20 protein-coding genes and 1 pseudogene are annotated in these 26,361 nt (G+C 65.5%); 11 read left to right on the top strand and 10 right to left on the bottom strand.

Annotated elements, in window-relative coordinates; all coding sequences use genetic code 11:
* Positions 1 to 55: 55 nt before the first annotated feature.
* On the bottom strand, positions 56 to 3,232 hold the full coding sequence (locus DBR47_RS21555; protein ID WP_124453989.1) for a ligand-binding sensor domain-containing diguanylate cyclase: 3,177 nt from the start codon (positions 3,230 to 3,232) through the stop codon (positions 56 to 58).
* Positions 3,233 to 3,367: 135 nt separating this feature from the next.
* Between DBR47_RS21555 and DBR47_RS21550 the strand changes: the two genes are divergently transcribed.
* Positions 3,368 to 4,678, top strand: coding sequence for a pitrilysin family protein (locus DBR47_RS21550; RefSeq protein ID WP_231512442.1), 1,311 nt, complete (start codon positions 3,368 to 3,370; stop codon positions 4,676 to 4,678).
* Here the strand turns inward: DBR47_RS21550 and DBR47_RS25150 are convergent.
* A pseudogene (locus tag DBR47_RS25150) lies at positions 4,675 to 4,815 on the bottom strand (LuxR C-terminal-related transcriptional regulator); the annotation flags it as partial. The gene DBR47_RS21550 and the pseudogene DBR47_RS25150 overlap by 4 nt on opposite strands.
* 108 nt (positions 4,816 to 4,923) lie before the next feature.
* On the opposite strand from DBR47_RS25150, the gene DBR47_RS21540 reads away from it, so the two are divergent.
* Positions 4,924 to 5,976 carry a kelch repeat-containing protein gene (locus DBR47_RS21540; RefSeq protein WP_124453985.1) on the top strand — a complete coding sequence of 351 codons (1,053 nt, stop codon included), beginning with the start codon at positions 4,924 to 4,926 and terminating at the stop codon, positions 5,974 to 5,976.
* A gap of 17 nt (positions 5,977 to 5,993) precedes the next feature.
* Here DBR47_RS21540 and DBR47_RS21535 read toward each other — a convergent pair whose 3' ends face one another.
* Positions 5,994 to 6,650 carry a response regulator transcription factor gene (locus DBR47_RS21535; RefSeq protein ID WP_231512441.1) on the bottom strand — a complete coding sequence of 219 codons (657 nt, stop codon included), beginning with the start codon at positions 6,648 to 6,650 and terminating at the stop codon, positions 5,994 to 5,996.
* The gene (locus DBR47_RS21530) at positions 6,622 to 8,775 is read right to left on the bottom strand and encodes a sensor histidine kinase (protein WP_124453983.1); all 2,154 of its coding nucleotides are present in this window, start codon (positions 8,773 to 8,775) and stop codon (positions 6,622 to 6,624) included. Before DBR47_RS21530 ends, DBR47_RS21535 begins: the two co-directional genes overlap by 29 nt.
* Before the next feature lie 290 nt (positions 8,776 to 9,065).
* Between DBR47_RS21530 and DBR47_RS21525 the strand changes: the two genes are divergently transcribed.
* The 3 genes from DBR47_RS21525 to DBR47_RS21515 all read left to right on the top strand — a co-directional run bounded on the left by DBR47_RS21525 (position 9,066) and on the right by DBR47_RS21515 (position 12,570).
* Positions 9,066 to 11,387, top strand: coding sequence for an NADP-dependent malic enzyme (locus tag DBR47_RS21525; protein ID WP_124453981.1), 2,322 nt, complete (start codon positions 9,066 to 9,068; stop codon positions 11,385 to 11,387).
* 389 nt (positions 11,388 to 11,776) lie between these two features.
* On the top strand, positions 11,777 to 12,112 hold the full coding sequence (locus tag DBR47_RS21520; protein ID WP_231512453.1) for a ribonuclease: 336 nt from the start codon (positions 11,777 to 11,779) through the stop codon (positions 12,110 to 12,112).
* 62 nt (positions 12,113 to 12,174) lie between these two features.
* Entirely contained in the window at positions 12,175 to 12,570 is a 396-nt protein-coding gene (locus DBR47_RS21515; protein WP_124453979.1) for a barstar family protein, read from the top strand.
* Between the two features lie 250 nt (positions 12,571 to 12,820).
* Here DBR47_RS21515 and rsmA read toward each other — a convergent pair whose 3' ends face one another.
* The 3 genes from rsmA to DBR47_RS21495 are packed head-to-tail and all read right to left on the bottom strand — an operon-like array spanning position 12,821 to position 17,439.
* Complete coding sequence (gene rsmA, locus DBR47_RS21505; RefSeq protein WP_124453976.1) at positions 12,821 to 13,597, bottom strand: 16S rRNA (adenine(1518)-N(6)/adenine(1519)-N(6))-dimethyltransferase RsmA; 777 nt, start codon at positions 13,595 to 13,597, stop codon at positions 12,821 to 12,823.
* A gap of 4 nt (positions 13,598 to 13,601) precedes the next feature.
* A complete protein-coding gene (locus DBR47_RS21500) occupies positions 13,602 to 14,918 on the bottom strand; it encodes a peptidylprolyl isomerase (RefSeq protein WP_231512440.1) in 1,317 nt (438 codons plus the stop codon).
* 1 nt (position 14,919) lies between these two features.
* On the bottom strand, positions 14,920 to 17,439 hold the full coding sequence (locus DBR47_RS21495; RefSeq protein WP_124453972.1) for an LPS-assembly protein LptD: 2,520 nt from the start codon (positions 17,437 to 17,439) through the stop codon (positions 14,920 to 14,922).
* Positions 17,440 to 17,646: 207 nt separating this feature from the next.
* On the opposite strand from DBR47_RS21495, the gene DBR47_RS21490 reads away from it, so the two are divergent.
* A complete protein-coding gene (locus tag DBR47_RS21490) occupies positions 17,647 to 18,708 on the top strand; it encodes an aminoglycoside phosphotransferase family protein (protein WP_124453970.1) in 1,062 nt (353 codons plus the stop codon).
* Positions 18,709 to 18,784: 76 nt separating this feature from the next.
* Here the strand turns inward: DBR47_RS21490 and DBR47_RS21485 are convergent, their stop codons facing one another.
* Both DBR47_RS21485 and DBR47_RS21480 read right to left on the bottom strand, forming a co-directional pair.
* On the bottom strand, positions 18,785 to 20,260 hold the full coding sequence (locus DBR47_RS21485) for a M20 family metallopeptidase (RefSeq protein WP_124453968.1): 1,476 nt from the start codon (positions 20,258 to 20,260) through the stop codon (positions 18,785 to 18,787).
* A gap of 60 nt (positions 20,261 to 20,320) precedes the next feature.
* Positions 20,321 to 21,217 (bottom strand): alpha/beta hydrolase, encoded by an 897-nt coding sequence (locus DBR47_RS21480; protein ID WP_124453966.1) that lies wholly within the window; start codon positions 21,215 to 21,217, stop codon positions 20,321 to 20,323.
* A 166-nt stretch (positions 21,218 to 21,383) separates the two neighbouring features.
* Between DBR47_RS21480 and DBR47_RS21475 the strand changes: the two genes are divergently transcribed.
* The 4 genes from DBR47_RS21475 to DBR47_RS21460 all read left to right on the top strand — a co-directional run bounded on the left by DBR47_RS21475 (position 21,384) and on the right by DBR47_RS21460 (position 24,706).
* Positions 21,384 to 22,241: an enoyl-CoA hydratase-related protein gene (locus DBR47_RS21475; protein ID WP_124453964.1), complete on the top strand. Its 858-nt coding sequence runs from the start codon at positions 21,384 to 21,386 to the stop codon at positions 22,239 to 22,241.
* Positions 22,238 to 23,095 (top strand): glutathione-dependent disulfide-bond oxidoreductase, encoded by an 858-nt coding sequence (gene yghU / locus DBR47_RS21470; protein ID WP_124453962.1) that lies wholly within the window; start codon positions 22,238 to 22,240, stop codon positions 23,093 to 23,095. Before DBR47_RS21475 ends, yghU begins: the two co-directional genes overlap by 4 nt.
* The gene (locus tag DBR47_RS21465) at positions 23,092 to 23,736 is read left to right on the top strand and encodes a glutathione S-transferase family protein (RefSeq protein WP_124453960.1); all 645 of its coding nucleotides are present in this window, start codon (positions 23,092 to 23,094) and stop codon (positions 23,734 to 23,736) included. Before yghU ends, DBR47_RS21465 begins: the two co-directional genes overlap by 4 nt.
* Positions 23,737 to 23,833: 97 nt before the next feature.
* Positions 23,834 to 24,706 (top strand): alpha/beta hydrolase, encoded by an 873-nt coding sequence (locus DBR47_RS21460; protein WP_124453958.1) that lies wholly within the window; start codon positions 23,834 to 23,836, stop codon positions 24,704 to 24,706.
* Positions 24,707 to 24,712: 6 nt separating this feature from the next.
* Here the strand turns inward: DBR47_RS21460 and DBR47_RS21455 are convergent, their stop codons facing one another.
* On the bottom strand, positions 24,713 to 25,249 hold the full coding sequence (locus tag DBR47_RS21455) for a GrpB family protein (protein WP_124453956.1): 537 nt from the start codon (positions 25,247 to 25,249) through the stop codon (positions 24,713 to 24,715).
* Positions 25,250 to 25,382: 133 nt separating this feature from the next.
* Between DBR47_RS21455 and DBR47_RS21450 the strand changes: the two genes are divergently transcribed.
* Positions 25,383 to 26,348: a succinylglutamate desuccinylase/aspartoacylase family protein gene (locus DBR47_RS21450; protein WP_124453954.1), complete on the top strand. Its 966-nt coding sequence runs from the start codon at positions 25,383 to 25,385 to the stop codon at positions 26,346 to 26,348.
* The last annotated feature ends 13 nt before the right edge of the window (positions 26,349 to 26,361 follow it).

The raw sequence follows: 26,361 nt of genomic DNA, 5'->3' as shown, positions 1-26,361 counted from the left end.
CCGCTTTCGCCACCGCCTGAAGACCGCGCCCTGGAAGCCGCTTGCAAGCAGGCGCTCAAACCGAAGCTTCGCTCCCGGCAAGCACCCGGCTTGCCCTCACTACCAGCCGCTCATCCCCTGCCCAATCGCCCAAGTCACGCGGCACATCGGCCGGTCTCAGGCCCTTGGCTTCGATGATGCCGAAATGGCCGTCGCGGCCACGCGCTTTGGCGGCGTAAAGGGCGGAGTCGGCCAGGCCCAGGGTGGCGGGCCAGTCCCAGGCGCGGGGATGGCGGGGGTCGAGCGGGAAGGCGGCAAAGCCGATGGAGACGGTGACGGCCACGCTGCGGCCCTCGCCGACGTCAAAGGGCTGCTCGCGCACGGCGGCGCAGGCGCGGGCGGCGAGCTCGGCGGCGTCTTCGCGGTGGGTTTCGCGCACCAGCACCAGCAGCTCTTCACCGCCCCAGCGCACCAGCGAATCGGTGGCGCGGAAGACATGGCGCAAGCGCTCGGCCAGGGTCACCAACACGGCGTCGCCGGCGGCATGGCCATGTTCGTCGTTGACGCGCTTGAAGTGGTCCAGGTCCAAGAGCATCAGCACCAGATCGCTGTCGGGGCCGGGCAGCACTTCAGGCTTACCCGCATCACCCTCGCCGCCCAACTCGAAACGGCGCAGGCACAGAGGCAGGTCGTCCTGCAGGCGCAGCTCCAGATAGCGGCGGTTGCGCAGGCCGGTCAGGGTGTCGGTAAGGCTGGCTTCGCGCAGCTCGGCGGTGCGCTCGTCCACCAGGGCTTGCAGCTCGGCCTCGCGGCGGCGCAGCACGCGGGTGCGTGAACGCACAAAGCCCCAGATCGCCACGAGGGCCAGTGCGAGGCCGGCCAGACGGGCCCACAGGGTTTGCCACCAGGCGGGCAGCAGCTCGATGGGCAGTTCCAGCTGGGTCGGGCCCCACAGCGTGGGGTGGGCGCTAACCCGCATTTGCAGCGCATAAGACCCCGGCTGCAGCGGGCCAAAACTGGGGTTGCGCGCGCCGGGGTCCACGCTGGTCCAGTCGCTGTCCAGACCCAGCAGGCGGTACTGGTAGCGCAGGCGGCTGGGGTCGGCGTAGTCCAGGCCGGCGAACTCGACGCTGAAGCTGCGAGTGCCCGCCGGCAGCTTCAGAGTTGCCAGCACGCCGTCTTGTTTGGACATGAGCTTGCCACGCTCGGGCTGATAGGGCTGGCCGTTGACGCGCAAAGCGCTGATGACCAGGGGCAGCGCACCCGCGGCGGGCTCGTACAACTCGGGCTGGATGCGCAGCAGGCCACGGCTGCCGCCAAAGAGAAAGCCGCCGCCGGGCAAGTCGGTGCTGGCAAAAAACCAGAAGCTGCCGAAGGCCGCGCCCTCGGCGAGACCGAAGCTGTCGATACGATCGGTCTTGGCATCGTAGACGTAGAGCTGGCTCCAGATGCGGCCGCGCGCGTCCTCATGCAGATTGCCGCCGAACACGCCCTCAGTGCCCAGGCGCTCGCCGATGCGATCAAAGCGGGCGCGGCCTTGCGCGTCCCAGCCGCGCAAGCGGTGCAGGCCGGCCACCGGCGTATCCAGCCACAGCGTACCGTCGCGCGCCAAGAGCAGACCCATCACGACGGGGCTGGCCAGGGTTTCGCCCGGCGCTTGCGTCACGGGCGCGAGCTGCGCCGCCTGCTGGCCCTGGCCTTCACGGAACAAGCCTTGTTGGCCGCCGACCCAGAGCCGCGCTGTGGCCGAGGCAGACGCAGCAGGCTCTTCGATCAAGGCATAGATGCCTCCATGCAGCGGCGCACCGCCCGCCAAGCCCACCCGCTGCAAGGCCGGGGCCGTGGGGCTGGGCAAGCGGTACAGCCCCTCCTGCATGCCCAGCAAAACCTCGCCATTGGCACGCAGCAAGAGGCGCTGAGCACGCCCGCCGTCCAGCGGCCAGTCCCGCAAGAGCAGCCCCTGGGCGGCGCGGTGCTCCAGACGGCCGGCGGCGGCCAGCCAAAGGCTGCCGTCAGGCGCCTCGGCCAGCGACTCGACCACGCTGCTGCGCTCGCGCGGCCACAGGCCCAGCACGGCCAGCTCACGCTCGGGGCGGCCGTCCAGGCGCACGAGGCGGCCGTTCTGCGTGGGCGCCAGCACCTCGCCATTGCGCAGGCGCAGCAGGGCGCGCACATCGGCATCGGCCAGAGGCGCGGCGGGGTCGGAGTCGGGCCCGCGCACGGCCAAGGCCGGGTGCGTCTGGTGGCGCTGCAGGCCCAGGCCATAACCCGTTACCCACATCGCACCACTGGCATCGCGCAGCAGGCCGCTGATGTCATTGCCCGCCAGGCCGCTCAGGCGGCGGGGGTCGTGGCGCAAGCGGGCTTCAATCGCGCCGCTGCTGGGGTCGACCCAGAGCAGGCCGACTTTGCAGCCCACCCAGAGCCGCCCATCGCTGGCCAGCGCCAGCGCCTGCACCGGCGTCTGCAACTCCTGCACCCAGCGCACCCGACCCTGCTCCACCACGCCGAGCTGGCCGCTTTGCGTGCCCAGCCAGATGCGGCCGCTGCGGTCCTCGGCCAGCGCCAGCACCGGCGCGCCTTGGGTCAGGCCCGGCAGAGGCAGGGACTCCCACGCGCCGTCCCGCAGGCGCGCCAGGCCACGCCAATGGCCGGCCCAGACACTGCCGTCGCGGGCGACCTTGAGCGACAACACGCGGGCCTCGGGCTCGCCCTTCCAGCGCAGGTCTTGGCTCACAAAGCTGCGCGTGGCGGGGGAGTAACGCATTAAGCCCTGGCCCAAGGTGCCAACCCAGACGCCGCCTTGCGGGTCTTCGGCCAGGGCGCGGATCGAGGCATGCGGGCCGGCGGCACCGCGCGCACTGCCCAGGGTTTCGATGCGGTCCTTGGCGGGGTCAAAGACCATCAAGCCCATGAACTCCGTGCCTATCCACATGCGGCCGTCGCGGGCGGGGCTGAGCGCGCGCACCCAGCCGAGATTGCGTTGAGCGGCATTGGCGCCGAGCTGCTCGATGGGCCGCAGACGGTAGCCGTCGTAACGGGTCAAGCCCTTGCTGGTGGCCACCCAGATGAAACCGGCGCGGTCCTGGGCCAGCGTGGGCACGGTGCTCTGCGGCACATCCACGCTGCGGAACTGCACCTCCAGCGGCTCCTCGGTCGCCCCCGCCTGAGCATCCACAACAAGCAGCAAGGCCAGGGCAAACAGCAGGGTCAAGCAGTGCAGGCCACGCAGGCTGCCAAAGGGAGTTCGCATGTTTTAAATTGTAAGTAGTACCGGCGCCAAGCCCAGGCAGGATGCGGCCAGCAGACCACACAGCCCCGACAAAGCCGAGGAAAAAGGCTTTGCGCGACACTAGCGCTCCCAGCAACCCGACGAAGCCAGCGCCTCTTGAACACCCTCAGCGCCCTCAGCGCCGCCACCGCCCCTCGCCTCAGCACCCTGTCCAACGGCCTGCGCATCGTCGCCATCCCCATGCCCTGGCGCGAAACGCTGAGCCTCAGCGTCTTCATCCGCACCGGCAGCCTGCATGAAAGCGCGCGGCTGAATGGCATCAGCCATGTGGTGGAGCATATGGCCTTCAAAGGCACGGCCAGCCGCGACTGCCAGCGCATCAATCTGGATGCCGAAGGCCTGGGCGCCGAACTCAACGCCCACACGGACAAGGACCACACCGCCTTCCACGTCGAAGGCCTGCCCGCCGATCTGCCGGCTTTTGTGGACTTGCTGGCCGATATCGTGCTGAACAGCAGCTTCCCGGCCGATGAGCTGGAGCGCGAACGCGGCGTGATCGTGCAGGAATTCACCGAGTTCGAGGACGACCCGGCCAGCACGGCCTTCCAACTGCTGGACCGCGCCTGCTATGGCCAAAGCCATGCGGCCGGCCGCCCCATCATCGGCACCCGCACCAACATCCTGCGCTTCAGCCGCGACGATTTGCTGGACTATGCCCGCCGCCAGTACACCGCCTGCAATGTGGTGGTGACGGTGGCCGGGCCGGTGGATGGCGATGCCTTCGCGCGCCTGGTGGAGCGCGCTTTCGCCGCCATGCCCAGCGGCAGCCCGAACGCCTTGACCGCCCCCAGCTGGCAGGGCGGGCTGAAGACCCGGCGCATGGCCGGCAGCGGCCAGTGCCAGGTCTTGCTGGGCTTTGAAGCGCCCTGCCTGGACGACGCCCACGCCAGCCATTTACCCCATGTGCTGGCCGCCGCCCTGCTGGGCGAGGGCATGAGCTCGCCTCTGCTCGACGAGATCCGCGAACGCCGCGGCCTGGCCTATCACGTGGCCTGCTCGGCCGACATCCTGCCGCTCTACGGCCAGTTCCTGATCGAAGGCGCCACCGCGCCGGGCCAGGCCGAAGAGTTCCTGCAAGCCGTGCACGCCCTGCTGCAGCGCCAGGCCCAGGGCCCGCTGGACCAAGTGGCCCTGGCCCGCGCCCGCAAGCAGTTGCAGATGCGCGCCCTGCGTGCGCTGGAGCAACCGGCCCGCCGCATGGAGGGCGCGGCACAGGAGTTGTTCAACTTCGGCCAGCTGCGCGAGCCGCAGGAACAGATGGCGCGGCTGCAAGCCGTCAGCGCCAAGCAGGTGCAGGCCGTGTTTGAGCAATTGCTGCAGGCCTCGCAGCGCCCGGCCATCGCCCTGGCGGGCAGCGTGCCGCAAAAGGTAAAGGCCTGCGCCGAGGCCTTGTTCCTTAACGCCTAAGCCTCGCGGAGCAAATTGCTCAGCTCCACCGCCGACTTGACGTTCATCTTCTCGAACACCCGCGCGCGGTGCAGCTCCACCGTGCGCACGCTGATGTGCAGATGGTCGACGATCAATTTGTTTGGCAGGGCCTGAACAGCCCACCTACTGCCGCCTTCTTGAGCTCGGTTCCGCGCGCCCAGACGACAGCTTCCACCGAATAACGCAAAATTCAAGCGGATCATCTGGAGGAGGGGAAAACAGCAATGAATCGACAAATCACTCGCATCCTGCTGAGCGGGATTGCGCTGGCAAGTGCCTGCCTAGCGCAGGCTCAGACTCAGGCCCCAGAGGCGGCAGCCCTGCGCTGGGAGACGCTGGCCCCCATGCCCATCGGCGTGCAAGAAATCTACCCCGCCGTGCATGGCGGCCGCCTGGTGGTGGCAGGAGGCTTGAGCAGCGAGTTGCCGGCCTCTCAAGGCCACCTCAGCGACGCGCTGCAAATCTACGACCCCAACACAGGGCGCTGGAGCCTGGGGCCCTCGCTGCCCGAAGGTCGGCACCATGCGCAGCTGATCAGCCTGGGCAGCAGCCTGTATCTGATCGGCGGCTTTACACGCTGCGCGGGGGGCGATTGGTGCGCAAGCCGCGATGTGCTGCGCCTGGAGGATGGCCACAGGACCTGGCAGCGCATGGGCGACTTGCCGCTGGCGCTCACCGAGTCCACCGCCTTTGTGCAGCAGGGCCAGATCCATCTCATCAGCGGCCGCAGCCCGCGCGGCAGGGCCAACGCCCAATGGGGTGACCATCAAGACGTGAACTGGCATTGGGCATATCTGCCGGAGCAAGACGAATGGCGAGTTCTGCCCGAGGGGCCTGCGCGCAAGAGCAGCGCAGCCGCGCTAAGCTTGGACGGGCAGGTCTGGCTGGTCGGTGGACGCGAATACAAGGGCAGCAATCTGCGCAGCGTGCATCGCTTGGACGCGGCCACGGGTCACTGGCTGCCTGAGGCGCCACTGCTGTTTGCCCAAGCCGCACACGGCGTGGGCCAGGTCGGCAAGGGCAGCAATTCACTGCTCTGCAGCGTGGGTGGTGAATACGCCGAAAACGGCGGCGGCGTGTTGGCGCAGGTGCAATGCCGCGCTCAGAACGAGAGTCGATGGCAAGTCTTGACCGAGATGCCCGAGCCCCGCCACGGCCTGGGCGTGTTGAGCCTGGATGGCCAGCTCTACGCCATCGGCGGTGCACGCCAGCCGGGTCTCAACCAGACCAGCCCACGTCTGGACCGCCTCAGTTTGGTCGCCGCACGCCAACCCTAAAAGTCTGAACGGCTGATTCAGCCCTCTCTCAGCAGGTTGGAGAGCTCCACCGCCGACTTGACGTTCATCTTCTCGAACACCCGCGCGCGGTGCACCTCCACCGTGCGCACGCTGATGTGCAGATGGTCGGCGATCAATTTGTTTGGCAGGGCTTGAACGACCAGGCCCATCACCTCGCGCTCACGCTCGGTCAGCTCGGCCAGGCGCAGGGCCAGCTTGCCGTTGTGCTGGCGGGAAGCGATGGCTTTTTCGCTGGCGGCCAGGGCTTCTTCGATGCGGTCGACCAGGGTGTTGTCGGAGAAGGGCTTTTCAACGAAATCAAAGGCGCCGCGCTTGACGGCCGAGACGGCGGTGGGCACATCGCCATGGCCGGTCAGAAAAATCACCGGCAGCGCAGCACCCAGGCCACGGCTGCTCAAGCGCTCGAACAAGGCCAGGCCGCTCATGCCGGGCATGCGCACATCGAGCAGCAGGCAGGAGGGGGCGTCGGGCCAGTCTTTGGCGTGATCGGGGCGGGCATCCAGCATGGCCTCGAAGGCCTCGGCGCTGGCAAAGCCCTCGGACAAAAGCCGGCGCGAACGCAACAGCCAGGAGAGGGAGTCGCGGATCACGTCCTCGTCATCGACGAGATAGACCATGGGCAATTTACGGGCGCTGCTTGGGCTGATGCTCATGTTCACTGGACTCACTTTCGGACGACGGCCGGGCCGATTCGGCGCCATCCGGCTTGGGCGCGCTGCCTGAACCGGGCGGCGTTGCAAGCGTAAACCGGAATTCGGTGCCTCGACCACTGGGCTCACCGGCGTTTTGATCGGCACGGTTGACGAAATCCAACGCTCCGCCATGTTGCTCGATCACCGTGCGGCACAGGCTGAGCCCAAGGCCCATGCCCTCGGCGCGGGTGGTGAAGAAGGGGGTGTAGAGCTGGCGCGCCACCTCGGGCGAGATGCCGGGGCCGTTGTCGCGCACGGCGATGCTGACCCAGCCCGGCTCGGTCTGACGCGCGCGCAGCACCAGCACCCGCTGGGCCAGGGGCGTGGCCTCGGGGCCCTCGCCGTCCATGGCCTGGATGCCATTGCGGGTCAGATTCAACAGCACCTGCTCGACCATGGTGCGGTCGCAGCGCACGCGCGGCGCGGGCCGCGGCAGATCGACCTCGATGCGCGCCCCGCTCTTGCGCGCCTGCAAGCGCACCAGGGGCAGCACGGCCTCGAAGAGCTGGTCCACGCCTATGGTTTCACGCGACTGGTCGCGGCGGCGCACAAAGTCGTGCACGCTTTTGATGACGCGCCCGGCGCGCTCGGCCTGCTCGGCAATACGACTGACGGCCTGACGCACCAGCTCGGGTGTTTGCGCGTCATGCGCTTCCAGCGTCAGCAGATTGAGCGAGGCGGCGGAGTAGCTGGCAATGGCCGCCAGGGGCTGATTCAGCTCATGGCTCAAAAGCGAGGCCATCTCACCCACGGTGGCCAGGCGGGCCGTGGCTTGCAGGCGATCTTGCTGCTGGCGCGAGAGCTCTTCTACCCGGCGCTGGTCGCTGACGTCGAGCACGGCGCTCATCCAGCCGGTCTGATGGCCCTGGGCGTCCAGCAAGGGCGCCTCGAAGATCAGCACCGGAAAGCGCTCGCTGTTGCGGCGCATGAAGACGGTCTCAAAGCCCTGGCGTGGGTCTTCGCCAGCGCTCCAGCGCGCCTTGCGATCCTTGTGGCGGTGGCGGTATTCCTCGACAAACTCGGGCGGCCAGTAAGGGGGGCTGTCCTGACCCAGCAGGTCTTCGGCACGGAAGCCCACCATGGCACAGAAGGCCGGGTTGACGTAGGTGATGTTGCCGGCCATGTCCCGGGCACGCAGACCGGTGACCAGAGAGTTCTCCATCGCATGCCGGAAGGCCAGGGCTTCGGCCAGGGCATGCTCGGCAAAGGCACGGCGGCGGCCGTCACGCGCCAGCAAAAAGACAAGCACGAACAGCGCCAGCGACAGGCCCAGCACCAGGGCGGTGGTCAGATTGGGGATCAGCTGGGGGCGGCCGGCGGCGCTGTCCACCTTGAGCTGCAGGGTCAAGCCGCTGACATCCACCAGGCGCTCGGCCAGGTAGTTGCCCGCGCCCCGCGTCAGGCCTGCGCGCGCCAAACGGGTGCCATCGCTCTCCACAAAGCTGAACTCCGCACCGCGCGCCAATTCCTCGGACACCGCTTCTTCCAGCAGATAGCGCAGGCTCAGGGTGGCGACCACAAAGCTGGGGCCTTGGCCGTTGCGAAGCTGGGGCAGGCAGAGGTCAAAGACCTCCAGGCCCTCCCCCCCGGCCAGCACGATGAAATAGCTGCGCGAGAACTGCTGGGCGCCCTGGCGCAGGGCGGCGGCACAGGCCAGCTGGGTTTCGATCTCCATCTCCTCCCGCGAGGCTTGCAGATACAGCGGGGAGACATAGGGCGAGTCGGTCGAGCGGGTGATCAGGCGCTGCGCATTGCGGTACTCCAGTCGCAGAATCGGGCGGGTGCGACGCAGCAGCTCGGCCGAGTCCTGCGCCCAACGCGGGCCCGGATCGGCGCTGGGGTCATTCCAGAGCAGGCCTTGCAAGCCTCGCAGATCACGGTCGGCGATTTGCTTGAGCCGGCCGGCCACCTCGGCGGCGACTTGATCGACCTTTTCCTGCTCACGCGCGGCCTCGTAGCGCAGGGTCAGCGCCACCAACAGGGTTTGGGCCACCAGCAAGAGCACGGTGAGGGCGCCCCACAGCAGCGCCCGCCGCCAGCTCCAGGGGCGCAACAAATTAGCGGGCACAGCGGGCGGTAGCAACATGGATGGGTGGTCTGAAGTCAGGGCAGCGCAGCCGGGCTGAGCGAGCGCGCCAGACGACGGGCCGAACGACGGTCCGCACGACGATTCGCACAGCGCTGCACTCCCAGCCTGGGAGCGAGGTCGGCTCGCAGTATCCTTTGCCTGGGCGAAGTGCCCATGCGCAATACCGCGTACGGCGCCGCCGCTTGCCTGGTCGCACACTTATGAGCGACTCATGGTGGCGCCCGAGCCAGCCCTGCCTCCTACAATCGCCCCCCGCTCTGCCCTGCCGAGAGAAACCGGAAATCTTTATGTCCAAGTCCGAAGAAAAGAAAGCCCAGCTGCGTCAAGCCGCCTTGGAGTACCACGAGTTCCCGACCCCGGGCAAGATCGCCATCGCGGCGACCAAGCAGTTGGTCAACCAGCGCGATCTTGCGCTGGCCTACTCGCCGGGCGTGGCCTTTGCGTGTGAAGAGATCGTGGCCGATCCGGCCAATGCCTTCCGCTACACCTCGCGCGGCAATCTGGTGGCCGTGGTCACCAACGGCACCGCCGTGCTGGGCCTGGGCAATATCGGCCCGCTGGCGTCCAAGCCGGTGATGGAAGGCAAGGGCGTGCTGTTCAAGAAGTTCGCCGGCATCGACGTCTTTGACCTGGAAATCCAGGAGAACGACCTCGACAAGCTGGTCGATGTGATCGCTGCGCTGGAGCCCACCTTCGGCGGCATCAACTTGGAAGACATCAAAGCGCCGGACTGCTTCTACGTCGAGCGCAAGCTGCGCGAGCGCATGAAGATCCCGGTCTTCCACGACGACCAACACGGCACGGCCATCGTGGTGGGCGCCGCCTTCCTAAACGGCCTCAAGGTGCTGGGCAAGGACATCAAACAGGTCAAGCTGGTGACCTCGGGCGCCGGTGCGGCGGCCCTGGCCTGCTTGGGCCTGCTGGTCAAGCTGGGCCTGCCGCGCGAAAACATCTGGGTGACCGATCTGGCCGGCCTGGTCTACGAAGGCCGTGTCGAGTTGATGGACCCGGACAAGGCTGGCTTCGCGCAAAAGACCGACAAGCGTAGCTTGAGCGAGGCGATCGAGGGCGCGGACGTGTTCCTGGGCCTGTCGGCCGGCGGCGTGCTGAAGGCGGAGATGGTGGCCAAGATGGCGGCCAAACCCATGATCTTCGCCCTGGCCAATCCGACCCCGGAAATCCTGCCCGAGGAAGTGAAAGCGGTGCGCGACGACGCCATCATGGCGACCGGCCGCACCGACTACCCCAACCAGGTCAACAACGTCCTGTGCTTCCCCTACATCTTCCGCGGCGCCCTGGACTGCGGCGCCACCACCATCAATGACGAGATGGAAATCGCCGCCGTGCGCGCGATTGCCGAGCTGGCCCAGGCCGAGCAAAGCGAAGTCGTGGCGGCGGCCTATGCCGGCGCCAACCTGAGCTTCGGCCCCGAGTACCTGATCCCCAAGCCCTTTGACCCGCGCCTGATGATGAAGATCGCGCCGGCCGTGGCCCTGGCGGCGCAAGAATCGGGTGTGGCCTCGCGCCCCATCGCCGACATGGACGCCTACCGCGAGAAGCTGCAAAGCTTTGTCTACGCCTCCGGCACCACCATGAAGCCCATCTTCAATGTGGCCAAGCGGGCGCTGAACAAGCGCGTGGCTTACGCCGAGGGCGAAGAGGAGCGCATCCTGCGCGCCGTGCAAGTGGTGGTGGACGAGGGCCTGGCCCGCCCCACCCTGATCGGCCGCCCGGCCGTGATCGCCGAGCGCTGCGAGCGCTTTGGCCTGCGCCTGCAAGAGGGCCGCGACTACGACGTCGTCAATGTCGAGAACGACCACCGCTACCGCGACTTCTGGCAGACCTACCACCAGATGACCGAGCGCAAGGGCGTGACGGTGCAGGTGGCCAAGATCGAGATGCGCCGCCGCCTGACCCTGATCGGTGCCATGCTGCTGCACAAGGGCGAGGTCGACGGCATGCTCTGCGGCACCTGGGGCACGACGGCCAACCATCTGCATTACATCGATCAGGTCATAGGCAAACACCTGGGCGGCAGCCCCAGCACACCGCAAGACGTGCCGGTCTATGCCTGCATGAACGGTCTGATGCTGCCGGGCCGCCAGGTTTTCCTGGTCGACACGCATGTCAACTACGACCCGAGCGCCGAACAGCTGGCCGAGATCACCGTGATGGCGGCCGAGGAAATGATGCGTTTCGGCGTGCAGCCCAAGGTCGCCCTGCTCTCGCACTCCAACTTCGGCACCAGCGACCACCCCAGCGCGCTGAAGATGCGCCAGACCCTGGCCCTGCTGCGCGAACAAGCGCCCTGGCTGGAAGTGGACGGCGAGATGCATGGCGACACGGCGCTGGACCCGGTCAGCCGCGCCATCACCATGCCGCGCTGCACCTTGAGTGGCGAAGCCAATCTGCTGGTGCTGCCCAATATTGATGCAGCCAATATCTCCTACAACCTGCTGAAGACGGCGGCCGGCGGCGGCATCGCCATCGGCCCGGTGCTGCTGGGAGCGGCCAAGCCGGTGCATGTGCTGACCCCCTCGGCCACCGTGCGTCGCATCGTCAATATGACGGCCCTGACCGTCGCTGACGCCAACGCCGCGCGCGGCTGAAGCGGCCAAGCACAGCCATCCAGACCAGGTCGGCCCTGCCGGCATGGCCTGGGTGCTAAAGCGGGCATTGCCCTTGCTTACAAATTGTTTTTACAAAAGTTTGTGAGGGCTCACAAAAAATAATTGCGCCGACCTATCGTCGATTCTATCGACGATAGCGGCTTTGTGTGCGCACACTTACATGTCACTGAAACACGGGGGATTGGACGAGCGCCGCTTGAGGTTTTCAAGCGCTTTCGTTACCATATACCTTTCAGGAACAGGGTAAACCCGTGTCTTTGCTCTCTGGGCCGCTGTCGTGGCCCTTGTCTTTTCCCACTTGGCGTCAGCTGAAGTGCCAGTCCGTTTTAGCCGCGGTTTTCGTGGCGGCAACGACGCTTGGCACGGCAGTGCAAGCCAGGGAGAGCATTGAAAAAGTCGTCACGCTGGAAACGGTGGCCTTGTCGGCACTGCCTCGCGAAGCCCAAAAGACGCACCGTCTCGTTCTCGCTGGGGGGCCTTTCCCCTACGAGAAAGATGGCGTTGTCTTCGGCAACCGCGAACGCATCTTGCCGCGCAAGACCAGAGGCTACTACCACGAGTACACCGTCCCCACGCCCGGCGCCCGCAATCGCGGAGCAAAGCGCTTGGTTTGCGGCGGGAAAGCCCCGACAAGTCCTGATGTTTGTTATTACTCCGATGACCACTACGCCAGCTTCAGGCAGATTCAAACGAATCAACCTTGAAGAAGACGCAGTCCATATTCGAAGATCAAAAAGTTCTGTGACTATATAGGAGGATTGTGACCATGCTTTTGCAGACCGTCCGTCCCAATATCGTGCAGGCCATAAGGGCCTATCGCGTAGAGGACTTGATGCAAGCCGCACAGGATGCTGGCCAGCATTTTCTGTACGCCAACTTGACCGAGGCGCAGTCCAAGCAGGACGTGCTGGAAGGGATTGCCCAGGCATTCCTGTTCCCGGCTCATTTTGGCAAGAATCTGGACGCGCTCCACGACTGCATGACCGATCTGGTTCACAAGTCCGGCGCCCAGCCCGGCTTTGTTGTCGTCCTCGAGCAATTGCCCGACAACTCCAAGTTTGATCGCGAGGCCCGCGAGCAATTGCTCGACGTCTTCCGGGAAGCGGCCGATTACTGGGCCGACCGCAAGGTTCAGTTCAGGTGCTTCTATTCTTTTCAGTAGCCCGCTCACAAGAAAATGGTTCTTGGGAGCGGGCTACCGAAGAGACCCCCGCCGTGCCGGCCAAACCGGCTGCAAAGAATTCCAAAGCGGCAGCCAATGCCAATTTCGGAATGAATATGCCGATGATGAGCAGCGCTTTCGACACCGCCATGTGGCTCAGCGCCGCCTGATCGAATCGAATTCAAGGCTCGCAAAAAAGGGACCCTCGGGTCCCTTTTTCATTGGCCGCTCGAAAGCAGCAAATCCGGGATCAGGCGGCGGCCTGCTTGCTGAGGGCCTGGGCCAGTGCCACATATTCATGCACCGGCACTTCCTCAGCACGGCGCTGCAGATCGAAGTGGCCGGTAAAACCATGGGCTGTGAGCCAAACACCCAGGCTGTGGCGCAAGAGCTTGCGACGCTGGGAGAAGGCTGCCGCCACCATCTCGCCCAGCAGCTTCACGTCCAGCTCGGGCGGTTTGGCATAGGGCTGCATGCGCACAATGGCCGACATCACCCGCGGCGGCGGATCAAAGGCCTCGGGCGGCACGTCGAACACCGATTCGATGGCATAACGCCACTGCAACATCACCGTCAGGCGGCCATAGTCCTTGCAACCAGGCGAGGCGGCCATGCGGTCCACCACCTCTTTTTGCAGCATGAAGTGCTGGTCCACCACCTGGTCCACAAAGCCCAAGAGATGGAAGAGGATGGGGGTGGAGATGTTGTAGGGCAGATTGCCCACCACCCGCAGCTTCTGGCCCTTGGCGGCAGCCAGGGCGGCGAAGTCCACCTTCAGCACATCGCTCTCGATCACCTCCAGGCCGTCTCGCTTGCGCAGCTTGGCGGCCAGGTCGCGGTCCAACTCCACCACGGAGAAGGCCGGAATGCGATTGAGCAAGGGGAAGGTCATGGCCCCCAAACCCGGGCCGATTTCAACCAGGGCCTCACCGGCCTGGGGATCAATCGCGTCGCAGATGGACTCGATGATGTGGACGTCGGTCAAAAAGTGCTGACCGAAGCGCTTGCGTGCAATATGTTGAGCCACGGGATCAGTCCTGCCACTCACGCAACTCAACGAAGGCACGGGCGCGCAGGTCCTTGACCCACTCCTGATAAGCCTCGTCGTACTTGCGTTCACGCAAGGCGCCACGGGCTTGATCGCGCAGCTGCTTCATCTCGATCTCGGTATTGCGGCGCTCCAGCACCTGAATCAGGTGCATGCCGAAGCGTGAGGGCACAGGGGCCGAGATGCCGCCCAGGGGCAGGGCATCCATGGCTTGCTCGAACTCGGGCACAAAGCCGCCGGGCGACATCCAGCCCAGATCACCGCCTTCGGGGGCGCTGCCGTCCTCGGAGTTTTCGCGCGCCACCTGCTCAAAAGTCGTGCGGCCGGTTTCGATGGCACGCTTGAACTCGGCCAGGCGGCGGGCCGCCACTTCGGCCGTCAGCTGAGCCGAGGGGCGCAGCAACACATGGCGGGCATGGGTTTGCACGACGGTGGTCAGGGAGCCGGTCTTGCGCTCCACCACTTTCAGGATATGGAAGCCGGCGCCGGAGCGCAGCAGCTTGGGTGCCAGATCGCCGCTGTTCAGGCCCTTGATGGTCTCGACGAAGAGATCGGGCAGGCGGTCCACCGGACGCAGGCCAATCTCACCGCCCTTGTCCTTGTTGGCATCTTCGGAGAACTCGCGGGCCACTTTGGCAAAGTCCTCGCCACCCTTCACGCGGGCCAGGGCGGCTTCGGCGCGAGCACGGCGCTCGGCCACCAAATTCTCGTCGGCAGCTTCGGGCACGCTGACCAGGATTTGCGCCACATTGACCTGGTCGGATTTGCCCAGCACGCTGCGGCGCTCGTCCAAATACTTGTCGATATCGCCATCGGTGATGCGGATGCGACCCTGCACCTCGCGCTCGCGCACCCGCTCGCTCATCAGCTGGTCGCGCATGTTTTCGCGGAAGCTGCGGTAGTCGATGCCTTCTTGCTTGAGGCGCTCTTTGAGCTGATCCATGGTCAGCTTGTTCTGCGCCGCCACATTGCCGACCACCCGGTCCAGCTCGGGCTCGTCCACCTTGGCGCCGCTCTCACGGGCATAGGTCACCAGCACCCGATCCTCGATCAGCGCCTCCATGGCCTGCTTGCGCAGCACCAGGGTATCGGTGGACTCGCCCCGCTGCGCGGCTTCGCGACGCAGCTTTTCGGTGCGTTGGATGACCTCGCTGGCCGCCACCACGTCTTGATTCACCACGGCGGCGATGTAGTCGCCAGGCAGCAAGTCGGCAGCACGGCGCTGGGCCTGAGCCTCGGGGCCGGCGAACAGCCCGGCCACAAGCACAGCGCCAACAAGGGTCAGGGATCGGATCGACATATCAGTCATAGGGGGCTTCAAGGCTTGCCGAGCGCTCAGCGCTCAGCGGTCGGTAACCAGGGATATTGTCCCTCAAGACTTTGAGCGCATTGGAGCCCAGCTGGGACAGGCCCACCAGCTCCATTTGCAGCATCAAACGGGTGTTCGCTTCGGCCTGGCCGGTTGACTGGCGCTCGGCACCCACGCGCAGAATCCAGCAGCCGGCATCGTACTCAACACCCATCACCGAATCGGTCAGACGGCGGTCACTGAGGCTGTACTGAATGCGGCCAGCGCTGTACCAGGCGCCCGTGCAGCTATTGCTATTGCTGCGGCGGGCGGCGGCCTTGCCTTCCTGGCCCCACAAAGGCCATTGCCAGGCGATTTCGATCTGCTCGCTCTGCCCACGCGCCAGCCGGTAAGCCGTGCTGATGGTGCGGAAGGGTCCGGGCGAATAGCGCGCACGCAGCACGGTGCGCACCGAGCGCCCGGCTTCGGGGTTGAATTGCACCGAACCATCCGCCCACCATTGCGAATTGATATGGGCCGAGGCCAGCAGCAGCAGGTCCGAGAGGCGCTGATTGGCGGGTGTGCCATCCGGGGTGATGCGTTGATCGCGGAAGAGATAGCGCTGCACCGCTCCCAGGCGCAAGACTTCCTCGCCCTGGCCGGCATCGATCCAGCGGCTGGACAGGCCCAGGGTCAGCTGATTCGCGTCATTGACCCGGTCCACGCCCGAGAACTGGTTCTCGGTGTAGATGGAATCAAAGTTGAAATCCTTGGGAGCCGAATCGAAATTGGGCAGGCTGCTCTGGTCACGGTAGGGCGTGTTGACGTAGAGCAGACGCGGCTCCAGGGTCTGCAAGGTGTTGCGACCGAACAAAGTAGTGTCACGCTCCAGCACCCAGCCATGGTCCAGGCTGAAGGTGGGAATGCTGCGGTTCACCGAGCGGCGGCCGTCCACCATGGTTTGATCCAGCGAGTACTGGGCCGCATTGAGCGCCAGGCGCGGGATCAACCACCAGGCCGCGCCGCCCACGGGCGTGCTCAGATGCGCTTGCAGATGGGCGCGTTGGCCGGTGTAGAGCGTGCCCTCGGCCATGGACTTGAGCTGATTGGGGCTCAGCTGCGCCAGGGGGGGCAGATCGAAACGGTTGTATTCCATCTCGACGGCGCCTTCCAAGCGAGCGCGCCGCACCCAGGGCACAAAACCGTCCAGCACCGCATCGTCGGCCGCCGTATTCAGGCGCAGACCCAGCTGAGGCGAGCGCTGGTAGGGCGCATCGAAATTGGCCGAAGCCTCGCTGCCTTGCAAAACCTGCCAGCGCTGCACCCGGGCGTAGGCATGGGCCTCGCCCCAGTGGGTCGTGCGGTCACGCGCCAGTTGCACATCGCTGAGCAGCAGGCGCTGAGTCAGGCTTTGCATGCGCTTGGGCAGGTCTTTCCAGTACTCGTCGTCCGAGACCCGCTCGGCCCGCACGCGGTAGCGCCAGTCCAGCGGCAACTGGCCGTCTTGCTGCAGATTGAGCGCCCAGCGGTCGGTCTTGGTGACCCGGTCATTGGGCAGCAAGGCCCAGTTGATCTGGCCACTGTGCTCGGGCTCTAGATAACGGAACTCGCTGTCCAGGCCAGGGCCGCGCCGCGTCATCAAGAAGGGCGTCAAGGTGGCGTCGCGCTGTGGTGCGATATTCCAGTAATAGGGCACGCCAAACTCAAGCCCGCTACGGCTGTCGAAATTGATATTGGGCGGCAACCAGCCCGATTTGCGCTGCCCGCCCAGCGGGAAGCTCAGGGCCGGGGCCCCCAGGATGGGCACACCATAAAAACGCAGCACAGCGCCCTTGGCCACACCCTCATTGGCCTCGAAATTCATGGACAGCTCGTCGGCCTTGATCTGCCAGGCCGGCTGCGGCGCCGACTCGTCGACGGGGCAGCTGCTGTAAGTCCCCTCTTCCGCCCGCATATGTTTGGCGTCGCTGAAGGACATGCGCTTGGCGCTACCCCCGCCGCCGGTCAGCGAGAAAAAGTAGCTGGGGTTGAGGAACTCGCCCTCAAAACGGCTGACATAAAGCTTGAGCTCGGGGCCTCGGAACAAGGTGCCACCCTTGCTCACCTCCACATCGCCGCTGGCCCGGGCCAGGTCATCCACCTGCTCGTAATTGAGGTTTTGTGCGCGCACCAGCAGTTCGCCATAGCGCAGCTCCACATCGCCCTCGGCGCGCGACTCTTGGTCGATATGGGTGCTCAGCTTCTTGGCGCTCAGCACCAGGGCGGGTTTGTCATCGGCTTCGGACTTGGCTGACCCCAGACTTCTGCTGGGGCGCAGACGCAAGGCATCGGCGGGCGCCGGTGCAGAGGCCTTGCTGGCGGCCAAGGCCGGGGCCGAAGCTGCGCCAGCAGGCACCACCACCGCTGCCGCCTGGGCCCACAAAAGGCCAGGCGTGGCCAGGCCCAGGCCGGCCAGCAGACGGCTGACGCGGCTCAGGCGCAGGGCACACCGGGCGGCGCAGCCAAAGCGGTTGCCTTGCTTCGGGCGATTCAATCGGGCAGAGATGGGAGTGGGGCTTGGGCGCGGCACGGCGTCGGCAGGCGTCTTCTTAGAGCGGTGTTGGCGGGCACCGCAAAGGCTTCGGCAACAAGGCCCGGGGGCCTCTGCGCCGAGCACCTGGCTCGCGGTTTGTAAAATCCATTATCCATGAGGCTCCCGCCACCGCTGAGCACAGGCCTGTCATCTCACCAAAGTATCTGCATGAATCCCATTGCCTGGCCCAAGCCACAACGCCAACAAGACTTCCACGCCTGGCTCCAGCCCCTGATTCAAGCCTTCAATCTGCTGCCGGACTCGCTGTGCGAGGCGGTGGCCGATGCCAGCACGCGGCGCTATCTGCGCATCGCCAACGGCAGCGGTGGCTCCTACATCGTGATGGACGCCCCGCCCGAAACCAATAACGTCCAGCCCTTCATCCAGGTCGCCGAACATATGCGCGGCTGCGGCCTGCACATCCCCACGATTTTTGCGGCGGATGAGCGCCTGGGCTTTTTGCTGCTCAGCGATCTGGGCACCCTGCCCTATCTGAAAGCTTTGCTGAACACCCAGGCGCAAGACAACAAGGCCGAGGCCAATCGCCTGATGCGCGACGCCACCCAGGCCTTGTTGAAATGGCAGTCCCAAGGCGATGCCGAGCGCCTGCCCTTGTTCGACCAAGTCTTTGTGCTGCGCGAGCTGCACATCTTCAAGGAATGGTGTGTGGAGCGCGAGTACGGCCGCGAATGGGACGAGACTCAGCTGAAATGGTGGGCACACAGCTGCAAGGTGCTGGCCGACAATATCGCCGCCCAGCCCTTTGTGCCCATGCACCGCGACTTCATGGTGCGCAATCTGATGGTCTGCCCCGCCGAGGACGGCAACCCCGGCGTGCTGGACTTCCAGGACGCCGTCAAAGGCCCCATCAGCTACGACTTCGCCTCCCTGCTGCGCGACGCCTTCATCTCCTGGGACGAAGAGCAGGAGCTGGACTGGGCCATACGCTACTGGGAGCAAGCCCGCAAGCTAGGCCTGCCCATCAATGCCGACTTCGGCGAGTTCTGGCAGCAGCTGGAGTGGACGGGCTTGCAGCGCCATTTGAAGATTCTGGGCATCTTCTGCCGCCTCAAACACCGCGACGGCAAGCCGCACCATGCCAGCGACCTGCCGCGCCTGTTCGCCTACGCCATCAAGGTCTCGACCCGCTATGTGCAGCTTTCGCCGCTGACCCATTTGCTGCAGGAGCTGCAGGGCAGCCTGGTGGAAACCTCCTTCACCCTGCGCTGAGCCCAGCGCCTGCGCCATGCAAAAAGGCCTCGTCACCGAGGCCTTTTTTGTGTCTAAACGTCAGCGTGACTGAGCCTCAGGGCTGCGCCGCCATGATTTGCGCCACCGCCGCCGTCAGGCGCTTGCCATAGGGCACATGCAAGAACTCGTTAGGGCCGTGGGCATTGCTCTTGGGGCCCAAGACGCCGCAGACCACCATCTGCGCGGCCGGGAAGCCTTTTTGCAGCATGCTCATCAAGGGGATGGTGCCGCCTTGGCCGATATAGCCCACCGGGGCGCCGAAATGCGCCAGGCTGGCCTCGTTCAGCGCGCTGCTCAACCAGGGCGAGAGATCGGGCGTGTTCCAGCCCGTGGCGCCGTAGGCTCCGGCGCGGCCGTCCGGCACAAAGGTGACCTTGGCGTTGTAAGGCGCGTTGTCTTCCAGCAAGGCCTTCAGGCGCAGCGCGGCCTCGTTGCCGTCGATCAGCGGGGGCAGGCGCAGCGAGAGCTTGAAAGCGGTGTGCGGGCGCAGCACATTGCCGGCGCTCTTCATCTCGGGGAAGCCGTCCACGCCGGTCACCGACAGGGTCGGGCGCCAGGTGCGGTTGAGCAGCACGTCCACCGGCTGATCCGTCATCGGCAGCACCGGGCCGCCGTCGGCACCGCAGGCCCAGGGCAGGCGTTTGTAGACCTCGTCCTTGAGGATGGCGGCCGTGGCCTTGGCTTGTTCGATGCGGTTGAGCGGGATGTCGCAGTGGAAGCTCTCGGGCAGCAGGCGGCCGGTCTTGGAATCCTCCAGGCGGTCCAGCACCTGGCGCAGGATGCGGAAGGAGGACGGCACCACGCCCGAGGCATCACCGGAGTGGATGCCCTCGGTCAGCACCTCCACCTTCAGCACGCCGCTGACCATGCCGCGCAGGCTGGTGGTCAGCCACAGCTGTTCATAGTCACCCGCGCCGGAGTCCAGGCAAACGACCAGGGAGACCTGGCCCATGCGCTCCTTCAACACCTCGATATAAGCCGGCAGATCGTAGGAGCCGCTTTCCTCGCAGGTCTCGATCAGGCCCACGCAACGCGGGCGTGGGATGCCTTGCTTGTCCAGGGCCATGATGGCCGTCAGCGAGGCGTAGACGGCGTAACCGTCGTCGGCGCCGCCACGGCCGTAGAGCTTGCCGTCCTCGTACTTGGGCGTCCAGGGGCCCAAGTCGTTGCGCCAGCCGCTGAACTCGGGCTGCTTGTCCAGGTGGCCGTAAAGCAGCACCGTGTCCGTGCTGTCCACCTTGGTACCCGGCACCTCGAAGAAGATCACCGGCGTGCGGCCTTCGAGGCGAATCACTTCCAGCTTCAGGCCCGGCACCTTCTTGCTCTCGACCCAGCTTGCGGCATCGCGCAGCACTTTTTCGATATGGCCATTGGCGGCCCAGTCGGCATCGAACATGGGGCTCTTGGCCGGAATGGCGATGTACTGGGTCAGGGCCGGCACGATCTCTTCATCCCACACGCGGGAGGCGAATTCGCCCAGGGCGGTGGCTTGATCGGCGGGCAGGGGCAAAGAGGGGTCGCGAGCATTCATGGTGGGGTCCCGGCTTGTGGCAAGAGAGTGGACCCCATGGTCAGGGTCGCTCTGCTGATTTTAGAACCTCTGAGCCAGCCAGCCTTGCAACTCCGCGAAGACCTGCGCCTGCTCCGGCTCATTGAAGATCTCGTGGAAGAGGGGCTCAAAGCAATGCGACCGCAGCAGCTGGGTCGGCGCGGCGGCGGCAAACTCGGCGCTGCCGCTGGGGGCCACGCAGCGGTCGCTGCCAGCCCAGAGCAGCAAGGTGGGCACGACCCAGTCCTGGGCCTGGCGCCGCACCAGCTCGCCGCCCTCCACAATCATCTTGGCCAGGGTGGGGGTGATGCGGTCATGGACCAGGGGGTCGGCGATATAGGCCTGCACAACGGCCTTGTCGCGCGAAATCCAGTCCGTCTTGAGCCCATTGCCCACCGCCAGATGCGGGGCCAGGCTGACGCCCAGGGCGAGCTGCAGGCGTTGAAAGGCCGACATGCCGGGGTCCAGGGCCGGGCTGCTCAAGACCAGGGCGTGGACCGGGCGGAACCAGGCCGGCAAGGCACCCGCGCCGCCACCCTCACCGCCCTCGCGCTGGGCTGCCAAACCGCCGGCCACAAAGCGTGCGGCCACCAAGCCGCCCATGCTATGGCCCAGCAGCACCTGCGCCCCTCGGCCCAGCACCGGGTCGGCGCGCAGCTCGTCGATCACCAGGGCCAGGTCTTGCAGCAGGCGCTCGGCCGTGGGCACATCGCCGCGCTTGCCACCCGAGGCGCCGTGGCCGCGCTGGTCGTAACCCACCACATGCCAGCCCCAGCCATTGAGCTGAGCCGCCACATGCTCATAGCGGCCGATATGCTCGCCCAGGCCGTGGACGATCAAGACCGTGCCTCTTGCGGGCGCTCCACCAGCCATCTCGCCAGGCAGACTCCATTGCCGCCAATGCAGGGGCAGACCATCATCGGTTTTCAAGGTACGCATCGCCCCAGTGTAGACAGCCATCGTCCCCCTCCGCCCCAGGGCTTGCCCGCGCATTGGGACTCTGGATGGCTGGGTCTAATTCACCCCCGATGTCACACGGCGGACAGCATCCGCCTGCTAAGCAGCTAGGCTTTCCCCTATTCAAGCTTCCCAGGGAGACCCGGCCATGAACGAATTTTTCACCATCAACACTTGCGAAGGCGAGGGCGTGGACCCGCAAGACGCGGGCATCGCCCATCTGCAGCTCAATCGCCCCGAGCGCATGAACACCATGGCCCCCGCCTTCTTCCCCGCCCTGCGCGATGCGGTGCGGGAGTTGGACGCCGCTGGCCGCACCCGCGTGCTGCTGATCTCGTCCACCGGCAAGCATTTCAGCGCCGGCATGGCGCTGGAAACGTTCGCCTCGCAAGACGCCTTGCTGGATACGAGCACGGCACGCGCCCGCCTGGCTTTTCAAAGCACCTTGCGCCAGCTGATGGACTGCTTCAGCGCCCTCGATGAAGCCCGCTTCCCGGTGCTCTGCGCCGTGCAAGGTGGCTGCATCGGTGGTGCGCTGGACCTGGCGGCCGCCTGCGATATGCGCTTCGCCACGGCCGATGCCTTCTTCAGCGTGCAAGAAATTCAGATCGGCATGACCGCCGACCTCGGCGTGCTGCAACGCCTGCAGCATCTGATGCCCGCCGGCCTGGCCCGCGAGATGGCTTACACCGGCGAGCGCCTGAGTGCCGAGCGGGCCTTGAGCGCCGGCCTGGTCAATGCCGTGCTGCCCGATCAGGCTGCCCTGCTAGAGCATGCCATGGGCGTTGCCCGCCAAATCGCCGGCAAGTCCCCCCTGGCCATGGCCGGCAGCAAGCTGGCCATGAACCACGCCCGCGACCACGGCGTGGCCGCCTCGCTGCAGCAGATGACGCTGCTGCAAAGCGCCATCTTTGATGTTGAGGAAATGGGCCGCGCCATCATGGCCTGGAAGCTCAAAAAACCGGGCGAGTTCGCCCCCCTGCATTCGACGGAGAAGGCCGAATGAGCGAGTACATCCCCCCCAAGGTCTGGACCTGGCAGAAGGCCAACGGCGGCCAGTTCGCCAATATCAACCGCCCGGTGGCGGCTGCCACGCATGAGCAAGAACTGCCGGTGGGCCGCCACCCTTTGCAGCTCTACTCCCTGGCCACGCCCAACGGCGTCAAGGTGACGGTGATGTTGGAGGAGTTGCTGGAGCTGGGACACAGCGGCGCGGAATACGACGCCTGGCTGATCCGCATCAACGAGGGCCATCAGTTTGGCAGCGGCTTTGTGGCCGTCAACCCCAACTCCAAGATCCCTGCCCTGCTGGACCGCAGCGGGCCTACACCGGTGCGGGTGTTCGAGTCCGGTGCCATCCTGCAATACCTGTCAGAGAAGTTCGGCGGCGCCTTCATGCCGACTGGCGGCGCGGCGCGGGCCGAGTGCCTGTCTTGGTTGTTCTGGCAGATGGGCAGCGCGCCCTTTCTGGGCGGTGGCTTCGGCCATTTTTATGCCTATGCGCCGCACAAGATCGAGTACGCGATCGACCGCTATGCCATGGAGGTCAAACGCCAGCTCGATGTGCTGGACCGCCACTTGGCGGCGCACACATACCTGGCGGGCGAGGACTACAGCATCGCCGATATGGCCGTCTGGCCCTGGTACGGCGCCCTGGTCAAGGGCCAGCTCTACGAGGCCGGTGAGTTCTTGCAGGTGCAGGATTACAAGAACGTGCTGCGCTGGACGGACGCCATCGCAAAACGCCCCGCCGTGCAACGCGGCCGCAAGGTCAACCGCGCCTGGGGCGAACCTTCCAGCCAGCTGCATGAACGCCACGAGGCCAGCGACTTCGACAGCAAGACGCAGGACAAACGATGAGCATCACCTTGTACGACTGCGCCACCGCGCCCAGCCCCCGCCGCGCCCGCATCCTGCTGGCCGAGAAAGGCGTCGCGCACAACACGGTGCAGATCGATCTGCGCAGCGGCGAGCAACTGGGCGAGGCCTACCGCCAGATCAACCCGCAATGCACCGTGCCGGCCTTGCTGATCGCCGAACCTAACGAAAAATTGCTGCTGACCGACAACGCTGCCATCGCCGCCTACCTGGAGGCGCGCTTTCCTGAGCCGCCCCTGCTGGGTCGCACAGCGCAAGAGAAAGCCGAGATCGCCAGCTGGAACTGGCGCATGGAATTTGAAGGCCTGATGGCCGTCGCCGAGGCCTTGCGCAATAGCGCGCCCGCCATGGCCGGGCGCGCCCTGCCGGGCCCGGTAGGCTATGCGCAAATCCCGGAACTGGCCCAGCGAGGCTTGGCGCGGATCCAGCAATTCTTCCTGCTGCTGAACGAACGCCTGGCCGAGCAGGACTACATCGCCGGCGCGCATTTCAGCATCGCCGACATCACGGCCGTGGTGGCGGTGGACTTTGCCCGCGTGGTCAAGCTCAAGCCGGATGAAAACCACCCGCATCTGCTGCGCTGGCGGGCGCGGATGGCGGAGCGGGCCAGTATGGCGAGTTAGGGGAAGCTGGGGAAGGAATGCCAAATTTCAGTGGCGAGCGCGCAAGGCGAACACGTAGACTGGCCTCCCTGAATTTTGTAACCGCCGTTTTCCTGCCATGACAAAACTTCCTCAGCGCGCCCTGCTTGCCACCCTGCTCGTCCTGAGCTTGAGCGCCTGCACCCACATCAATGTGCAAGACGGCGATATGTTCCGCCGCGGCCAGGCGGCCCCGCAGGACGACTGGTTCGGCCAGGCGCAGGCCCAGGCCTCGGCCGCCCAGTTGGAGCGGATCAGCGTCAAGGCAGAGGACGGCACGCTGCTGAGCGGCGTCTTCGTCCGCAAGCCCGGTGCGCAAGTCACCCTGGTTTACTTCCAGGGTGCCGGCAACACGGTTCAAAAGACCATCAAGTATTTACTCAAAACCAGCGAAGCCCTGCCCGCCAATCTGCTGCTCTGGGACTACCGCGGCACGGGCCTCAGCGAAGGCCAGGGCGGCACGCCGCAGCTGCGCAGCGACGCCAGCAGCATCGTGGCCGAGGCGCGCCGCCTGGGTGGCGAGGCCCTGCCCTTGGTGTACTGGGGCTACTCCCTGGGCAGCCTGGTCAGCGGCCATCTGAGCCAGGATCTGCCACCCCAGGCACTGATTCTGGAAGGCAGCCTGACCAATGCCCAGGAATGGGCCGACCAGCGCGTGCCTTGGTACGCCACCCCCTTTGTCACCGTCACCCTGGCCGAGAGCGTGCGTGCCTTTGACAATCGCAAAGCCTTGCAAGACCTGCAGCGCCCCACCCTGCTCTTGGCGGGTGAAAAAGACGAGACCACTCCGCCACGCTTCAGCCAGGACATTGTTCAACACATGCAGCACAAGCAATGCGCCACCCTGGTGCTGGTGCCCGAGGTCGGCCATGGCGGCATCGCCGGGCGCCCGCAAGGCCAGGCCGCCATGCTGCAGGCAATCAAGAATGCGGCCTCAGGCAAGAGCTGCTAAACGAGTTCAATTTGCAGCGAGGGCGGCGCGGACAAAGCCTGCCTTCGCCTCGGTGTAGGCCTCGCGGTCCTCGGCGTGCTGCTGAACCAGCACTTGCTTGAGCTTCGAGTACTGAGCGGCCAGTGCGGTATCGGCGCGTAGCACGTCACGAAATCGCAAGTGCTCCAACCAAGTGGAACTGCCGAGTACGACAAGGTGCAGATGATGGGTTCGCCGCCCCTGAGCATGGCGCATCAGCCAGCGCCTATCACTCAGACTTGCATTGAACTCGGCCGATGTGGTGTAGCCAAAGTCGAGCAGTGCTGCCACCAAGGTATCGGCCGCCTCCATCGACGCCACACCACCCAGGACATCGACAACTGGCTTGGCCAACAGGCCAGGCACGGCCGTGCTGCCAATATGCTGAATGTCCAGGAAAGCCGCAGGCGCAAACGTCAACAGTCTTTGCCGCTCCTGCTCAAATCGAAGGGCCCAGGCGGGATCGTGAGCCTCCAAGACGATCACTTCGTGAATAGCCTGTTGAAGGGACTGGGTGTCGTTCATCGCTAGAAGCAAGTTAGGTGCACCCGCAACAGTTTGCCTCGCGCCTGCCGCTGCCGCATGTGCTGAAATTCCCCTAGGCTAAATCAGCGACGAAACGAAGCCGAGGATTCGGCCCTGCCCTAATATTGCCCCCATGCCCATGTCCTCTCCTCCGGTCATCCTGACCCCACCCGATATCAGCCCCTACCGCCACAGCAATAGCGGTGTGGATTTTGTACATGTGTTTGACTCCGGGCTGCCCGGGCCGACGGTGATGGTGCAGGCCCTCACCCACGGCAATGAGCTCTGCGGGGCCATTGCCCTGGACTGGTTGCTCCAGCAAGGCATGGGCCGCAGCGTTCAGCCCTTGATGGGCAAGCTGATTCTCAGCTTCGCCAATGTGGAGGCTTATGCACGCTTCGACGCGGCCAATCCCAATGCCTCGCGTTGTGTGGACGAGGACCTGAATCGCGTCTGGGCCGACGAGGTCTTGTTCGGCCCCGGCGATTCGCTGGAGCTGCGTCGGGCGCGCCAGTTGCAGCCATTTGTGGACGCGGCGGATTTTCTGTTCGACATCCATTCCATGCAGGACGCCTGCCGGCCGCTGATGGTCTGCGGCCTGCTGGACAAGGGCGCAGCTTTTGCGCGCCAATTAGGCATGCCCGGTGATTTGCTGATCGACACCGGCCATCCCTCCGGCCTGCGCATGCGCGATCGCGGCGGCTTTGGCGACCCGAGCAGCCACAAGAACGCGCTCTTGATCGAATGCGGTCAGCACTGGGAAGCGGCGGCGGCCGATGTGGCCATCGACGGCATGGTGCGCTTTCTCAAGCTCACCGGCATGGTGGACACGGCCTGGGCGCAAGACCGTTTGCGCCTGGCCCTGCCGGCCCAGCAAAACATCGTGCGGGTGGACGAGGCGGTGACGGCACGCAGCAGCGACTTCCACTTCCTCTTCCCGGTGCGCGGTCTGGACGTGATCCCCACCGCCGGCACCGCCTTCGCGCAAGACGGCGAGCATGTATTCAAGACCCGTTACGACAACGCCGTGCTGGTCATGCCCAGCACCCAGCATGGCAAGCCGGGCAACACCATGGTGAGGCTGGGGCGGCTGGACTGAGCAACCGTCTTGA

This window comes from Paucibacter sp. KBW04 (assembly GCF_003852425.1).
In the GTDB taxonomy this organism is placed as follows: domain Bacteria; phylum Pseudomonadota; class Gammaproteobacteria; order Burkholderiales; family Burkholderiaceae_C; genus Paucibacter_A.
This window is presented reverse-complemented; position numbering and strand designations above follow the sequence as displayed.